Origin of the sequence: Paracraurococcus ruber (assembly GCF_004353985.1) — a bacterium.
GTDB classification, from domain to species: domain Bacteria; phylum Pseudomonadota; class Alphaproteobacteria; order Acetobacterales; family Acetobacteraceae; genus Paracraurococcus; species Paracraurococcus ruber.
Map to the genome: position 1 here is coordinate 1 of NZ_SMOA01000323.1, position 5638 is coordinate 5638.

Below are 5638 nucleotides of genomic sequence, written 5' to 3' on the forward strand. Positions count from 1 at the left end.
GCATTTGGCGCCGCCTGCGGCCCGCCGGCATCCTGGCCGGCGCGGTCGTCGGCCCTGGCGCGCCGCCGCCACGCGACGCCCGCGCGCGATGCGGATGCGCCGGCGGCGTGACGTCCGCGCCCCGATCCGCGCCCCGGTATCAGTCGCCCGCCCAGTCCAGCGGCGCCGCCTCGCTCACCTGCGCGATGCGGGCCGGCGAGACCATCGCCACCGCGCCGACGACGGCCAGCCAGACGCCGATACTGGCGAGGGCGAGGATGGCGGGCAGGGACAGGCTCGGGCGGGTCATGGGCGGGGTCTCCTCCGTCGTCCGGGCAGCCTGCCCGCGGCCGGCGCGGGGCGCTGTGCCGTGGCGCACGCCGCCGCCCGGCGCCCCGCATCGTTGCGGCGCGCCGGGAAACGCGCGACCATCCCCGCCCGGCCCCGCGGCCCCGGCACGCAGCCGTGAGCCACACGGCGGCTCGCCGCCGGCCCGTCCCGCCCCACCTGCCTGACGTCGCCCCAGCCGAGGAGCCCGCGCCGCGTGTCCGTCATCGCCGCCCCCAAGACCCGGCCGCTCGACCCCGCCAAGTTCCGCGACCCGCTGGTGACGGCGAAGGGCGAGACCCGGGCGACCGTGGCGCTGGCGGGCCTGCGCACGCTCTGGGTCAATACCGGCACGCTGTGCAACATCACCTGCCGCAACTGCTACATCGAGAGCAGCCCGCGCAACGATGCGCTCGCCTATCTCTCGGCGGCGGAGCTGCACGGCTTCCTCGAGGAGATCGCGCGCGACGCCCTGCCGGTGGAGGAGGTGGGCTTCACCGGCGGCGAGCCCTTCCTCAACCGCGACCTGCCGGCGATGCTGCGGGACGTGCTGTCGCGCGGGCTGCGGGCGCTGGTGCTGACCAATGCGATGAAGCCCATGCGCCACCACGCCGCGGCGCTGCTGGCCCTGCGCGACGCGTTCGGCGACCGGCTCACGCTGCGCGTCAGCCTCGACCATCACACGCCGCTGCTGCACGACCTGGAACGGCAGGAAGGCAGCTTCGCCCAGGCGCTGGAAGGCCTGGACTGGCTGGCGCGGGAGGGCTTCCGCATCCATGTCGCCGGCCGCGCCGCCTTCGGCGGGGAAGCGGAGGCGGCGTCGCGCGCCGGCTTCGCCCGCCTGTTCGCCGACCGCGGCATCCCGGTGGATGCGCAGGACCCGGTGTCGCTGATGCTGTTCCCGGAAATGGACGCGACGGCCGACGTGCCGGAGATCACCACCGCCTGCTGGGGCATCCTGGGGAAAAGCCCGGACAGCCTGATGTGCGCCTCCGCCCGGATGGTGGTGAAGCGGAAGGGGGCGGCGGCGCCGGCCGTGCTGGCCTGCACCCTGCTGCCCTACGACCCGCAATTCGAGCTGGGCGGGACGCTGGCCGAGGCGGCGCGGCCGGTGCCGCTGAACCATCCGCATTGCGCGAAATTCTGCGTCCTCGGCGGCGCCGCCTGTTCGCGCTGAGGCCGCCCGCCCGGGGCGGCGGTTGACGGCGCCGCGGCTTTCCCGGACCAATCGCCACGCCTTGCCCCGCCGGAGTCGCCCCATGCGTCGTCGCCTTGCCCTGCCGCTCCTCGCCCTCGCCGCATGCCAGCCCCCGGCCGCCACGGCCCCCGCGCCGGCGACCGTGGTGTTCTTCAACCAGGACAGCGCGGCGCTGGACGAGAACGGCGTGGCCGTGGTGCGCCAGGCGGCGGCGCTGGCGCGGGAACGGCCGGGCCAGACGGTGCGGGTGCGCGGCTTCACCGCCAACCTCACCGGCACGGCCGGCTTCAACCAGGCGCTGGCGAATACGCGGGCGCAGCATGTCGCCGACCACCTAGCCGAAGCGGGCGTCGATCGCGGCCGCATCCGCGTCGAGGCGCGGGGCGCCATCGCGCCCACCGACCCATCCTTCCCGACCGAGGCGCGGCGCGTCGACATCCTGATCGGCGGCTGACCTCCGGCCGGACGAGGCCCGTCGCCGCGCCTGTGCGCCGGCAACCGCGGCGGTTGCCGGCGGGGCGTCCGCCACGCCGGCGATGACGCGGCGGATCGCCGGGCCGCGCCGGGCTGGCGATTTGTCCGCGGCGCCGCGCGGCACCGCCGTCGCGGCCCGATCCGCTCTGGGAATCGGCGGCGGCATGCTATAGCCGCCCGATGCTCGACCAGCCGAGGCAGGAGACCCGGGAGGATTCGCCCGAGGACGTCCTGCACCGCGTCTTCGGCCATCCCGGCTTCCGCGGAAGGCAGGAGGAGATCGTCCGCCACGTGATGGCGGGCGGCTCCGGCCTCGTCCTCATGCCGACGGGCGGCGGCAAGTCGCTCTGCTTCCAGGTGCCGGCGCTGTGCCGGCCCGGCCTCGGCATCGTCGTCTCGCCGCTCATTGCGCTGATGGAGGACCAGGTGGCGGCGCTGCGGCAGCAGGGCGTCGCAGCCGCCGCGCTGCATTCCGACCTGCCGGAGGACCAGGCGCGGGAGGTGAAGCGCGACCTCGCCCGCGGCACCACCAAGCTGCTCTATGTCTCGCCGGAACGGCTGACGCTGGACGGGACGCTCGATTTCCTCTCCCGCCGCGACCTCGCGCTCTTCGCGATCGACGAGGCGCATTGCGTCAGCCAGTGGGGCCATCACTTCCGGCCGGAATATCGCGGCCTCGGCCTGCTCTCGCAGCGCTTCCCGGATGTGCCGCGGCTTGCGCTGACCGCGACGGCCGATCCGCGCACGGTCGAGGACATCCGCGCCCAGCTCGGCTTGCAGGACAGCCCGGTCTTCCGCGGCGGCTTCGACCGGCCGAACATCTTTATCAGCGCCGCGCCGCGCGAGAGCGAGCGGGGGCAGCTGCGCGCCTTCGTCAAGTCGGCCTCGGACGGCACCGGCGCCGGCATCGTCTATTGCGGCAGCCGGGCGCGGACCGAGCAGACCGCCGCCTGGCTGCGCGAGGACGGGCATGACGCGCTCTGCTTCCATGCCGGCATGGAGCCGGAGGCGAAGCGGGAGGCGCATCGCCGCTTCGCCCGCGGCGACGCCGTCATCATGGCGGCGACCATCGCCTTCGGGATGGGCATCGACCGGCCCGATGTGCGCTGGGTCGCGCATCTCGACCTGCCGCGCAGCCCGGAGAGCTGGTACCAGGAGATCGGCCGCGCCGGGCGGGACGGGCTGCCGGCGCGCGCCCTGCTGCTGTATGGCGCCGGCGACATCGCCATCGCCCGCCACCGCATCCAGGAAAGCCCGGCGCCGGACGAGCAGAAGCGGATCGAGCGGGCGCGGCTCGAGGCGATGGTCTCGATCGCCGAGGCGGCGACTTGCCGACGCCGCATCCTGCTGCGCTGCTTCGGCGAGGACGGCCCGGAGAATTGCGGCGCCTGCGATGTCTGCCGCGCGCCGCCGCGGCTGTTCGACGGCACCGTCGCGGCGCAGAAGCTGCTGAGCGCGGTGCTGCGCACGCGGCTGCCCTCGGGCGGGCATTTCGGGCTCGGCCACGTGGTGGACGTGCTGCGCGGCAAGGTCACGCCGAAGGTGGCGCAGTTCTCGCACGACAAGCTGAAGACCTTCGGCGTCGGCACCGACCTGTCGGACACCGCCTGGCGCGGCGTGGCGCGGCAGCTCGTCGCGCTCGGCGCGCTCGACGTCGCCATCGAGAACCATGGGGAGCTGGTGCCGACCGAGGCGGCGCGGCCGATCCTGAAGGGCGAGCAGCCGGTGATGCTGCGGGCGGAGGCGGTCGCCGCAACGGCGCCGCGGGAACGCGGCGAGCGCAGCGGCCGCGGCGCGCCGCCGGCCATGGCGGGCGACCCGCTCTTCGACGCGCTGCGCGCCTGGCGGAAGCGGGAGGCGGAGGTGCAGGGCCTGCCCGCCTACATGATCTTCTCGAACGAGACGCTGGCCTCCATCGCCCGCATGCGGCCGCAGGATGCCGAGGACCTGGCGATGGTCCCGGGCGTCGGCCGCAGCAAGCTCGACCGCTACGGCGAGGACGTGCTGCGGGTGGTGGAGGATGCCGGCTGATCCCCGCCGCCGGGGGGCAACCCCCGGCCGGGTGGGCGGCGCGCTTCAGCCCAGGCCGCGGGCGGCGAGCCCGGCCGCGAGGGCCAGCATCGTCGCGCCGATGACCGCATCCAGCACCCGCCAGGCGGCTGGCCGGGCGAAGACCGGCGCCAGCAGCCGCGCGCCGTAGCCCAGCGCCGCGAACCACAGCGCGCTGGCGAGCCCCGCGCCGGCGATGAAGGCGGGCTGGCCGCCGGGCGGCTGCGCCGCCCCGACCGCGCCGACCAGCAGCACCGTGTCGAGATAGACATGCGGGTTCAGCAGGGTGAAGCCGGCGGTGCGGGCGAGCGCCGCGCCGAGCGGCATGGCCGTCCCGCCGCCCTCCGCCGCCAGCGCCGCTGCGGGGCGGAGGGCGCGGCGCAGCGCCCCGAGGCCATACCAGCCGAGGAAGGCGGCACCGCCCAGGGTCAGAGCCGCCGCCAGGCCCGGCAGCCCGTCCAGCGCGGCGCCCAGCCCCGCCACGCCGGCCGCCATCAGCGCGATGTCGGCCAGGGCGCAGAACAGCACGATGGGGCCGACATGCTCCCGCCGCAGGCCCTGGCGCAGCACGAAGGCGTTCTGCGCGCCGATGGCGACGATCAGGGCGGCGGAGAGGGCGAAGCCGCCGAGGAAGGACGATGCGACCGGCATGGGCGCTTCCCTGCCGCCATGTGGCGCCGTAGGCTAGCTAAGTTTCATTATCTCGATGAAGCAGGGCTTATGCTGCTGGACTATGCCTCCCTCGCCGCCCTGGCCGCCGTGCTGCGGGAAGGCGGGTTCGAGCGGGCGGCCGCCGTCCTCGGCGTCACGCCCTCCGCCGTGTCGCAGCGGGTCCGGGCGCTCGAGGAGCGGCTGGGCGCCGTGCTGGTGGTGCGCGGCCAGCCCCCGGCGCCGACCGAGGCGGGTGCGATCCTCTACGCCCATGCGGAGCGGGTGCGGCTGCTGGAAGGCGAACTGGCGGCGGTGCTGCCGGCGATCGGCGCCAGCCAGCCCATGCTCCGCATCGCGGTGAATGCCGACAGCCTGGCGACCTGGTTCCTGCCCGCCGCGGCGCGCTTCGCCGAGCGCAGCGGGGCGCTGCTCGACCTCGTCACGGAGGATGAGGGGCACACGGCCCGCCGCCTGCGCTCGGGCGAGGTGCTGGCCGCGGTGACCGCCGATCCGGTGCCCGTGCAGGGCTGCCGCACGGTGCCGCTCGGCGCCATGCGCTATGCCGCCGTCGCCAGCCCGGGCTATCTGCGGCGGCATTTCCCGCAGGGCGTGGATGCCGCCGCCCTCGCGCACGCGCCGCTGCTGCGCTTCGACCGGCGCGACGGGCTGCAGGCGCGCTGGGCGCAGGCGGCGCTCGGCCTCGCCGGCCTCGACGCGCCGGCGCATTGGGTGCCGTCCTCCCAGGGCTTCGTCGATGGCGCGCTGGCCGGGCTCGGCTGGGGGATGAACCCGCTCCCGCTGGTCGAGGAGCATCTGCGGGCGGGACGGCTCGTCGAGCTGCTGCCGGGCCGGCGGCTCGACGTGGCGCTGCACTGGCAGCATGCGCGGCTCGGGGCGCGGCTGCTGGAGGCGCTGACGGCCGAGGTGGTGGCGGCGGCGCGGGCCAGCCTGCCGCAGGCG

6 protein-coding genes are annotated in these 5638 nt (G+C 75.6%); 4 read left to right on the forward strand and 2 right to left on the reverse strand.

Going from position 1 to position 5638, the window contains the following annotated elements; translation table 11 throughout:
* Nucleotides 1-139: 139 nt before the first annotated feature.
* Nucleotides 140-289: a hypothetical protein gene (locus E2C05_RS33495; RefSeq protein WP_158292418.1), complete on the reverse strand. Its 150-nt coding sequence runs from the start codon at nt 287-289 to the stop codon at nt 140-142.
* Between the two features lie 234 nt (nt 290-523).
* Between E2C05_RS33495 and E2C05_RS28095 the strand changes: the two genes are divergently transcribed.
* From E2C05_RS28095 to recQ, 3 genes are all read left to right on the forward strand, one after another.
* Nucleotides 524-1483, forward strand: coding sequence for a radical SAM protein (locus tag E2C05_RS28095; RefSeq protein ID WP_200306427.1), 960 nt, complete (start codon nt 524-526; stop codon nt 1481-1483).
* Between the two features lie 82 nt (nt 1484-1565).
* Complete coding sequence (locus tag E2C05_RS28100; RefSeq protein WP_133222948.1) at nt 1566-1958, forward strand: OmpA family protein; 393 nt, start codon at nt 1566-1568, stop codon at nt 1956-1958.
* Nucleotides 1959-2158: 200 nt separating this feature from the next.
* Nucleotides 2159-4009: a DNA helicase RecQ gene (gene recQ, locus E2C05_RS28105; RefSeq protein WP_133222949.1), complete on the forward strand. Its 1851-nt coding sequence runs from the start codon at nt 2159-2161 to the stop codon at nt 4007-4009.
* Between the two features lie 45 nt (nt 4010-4054).
* Here recQ and E2C05_RS28110 read toward each other — a convergent pair whose 3' ends face one another.
* Entirely contained in the window at nt 4055-4678 is a 624-nt protein-coding gene (locus E2C05_RS28110; RefSeq protein WP_133222950.1) for a LysE/ArgO family amino acid transporter, read from the reverse strand.
* A gap of 69 nt (nt 4679-4747) precedes the next feature.
* Here E2C05_RS28110 and E2C05_RS28115 point away from each other — a divergent pair.
* The coding region (locus E2C05_RS28115; RefSeq protein ID WP_456306535.1) for a LysR family transcriptional regulator ArgP at nt 4748-5638 on the forward strand (891 nt) is incomplete at its 3' end.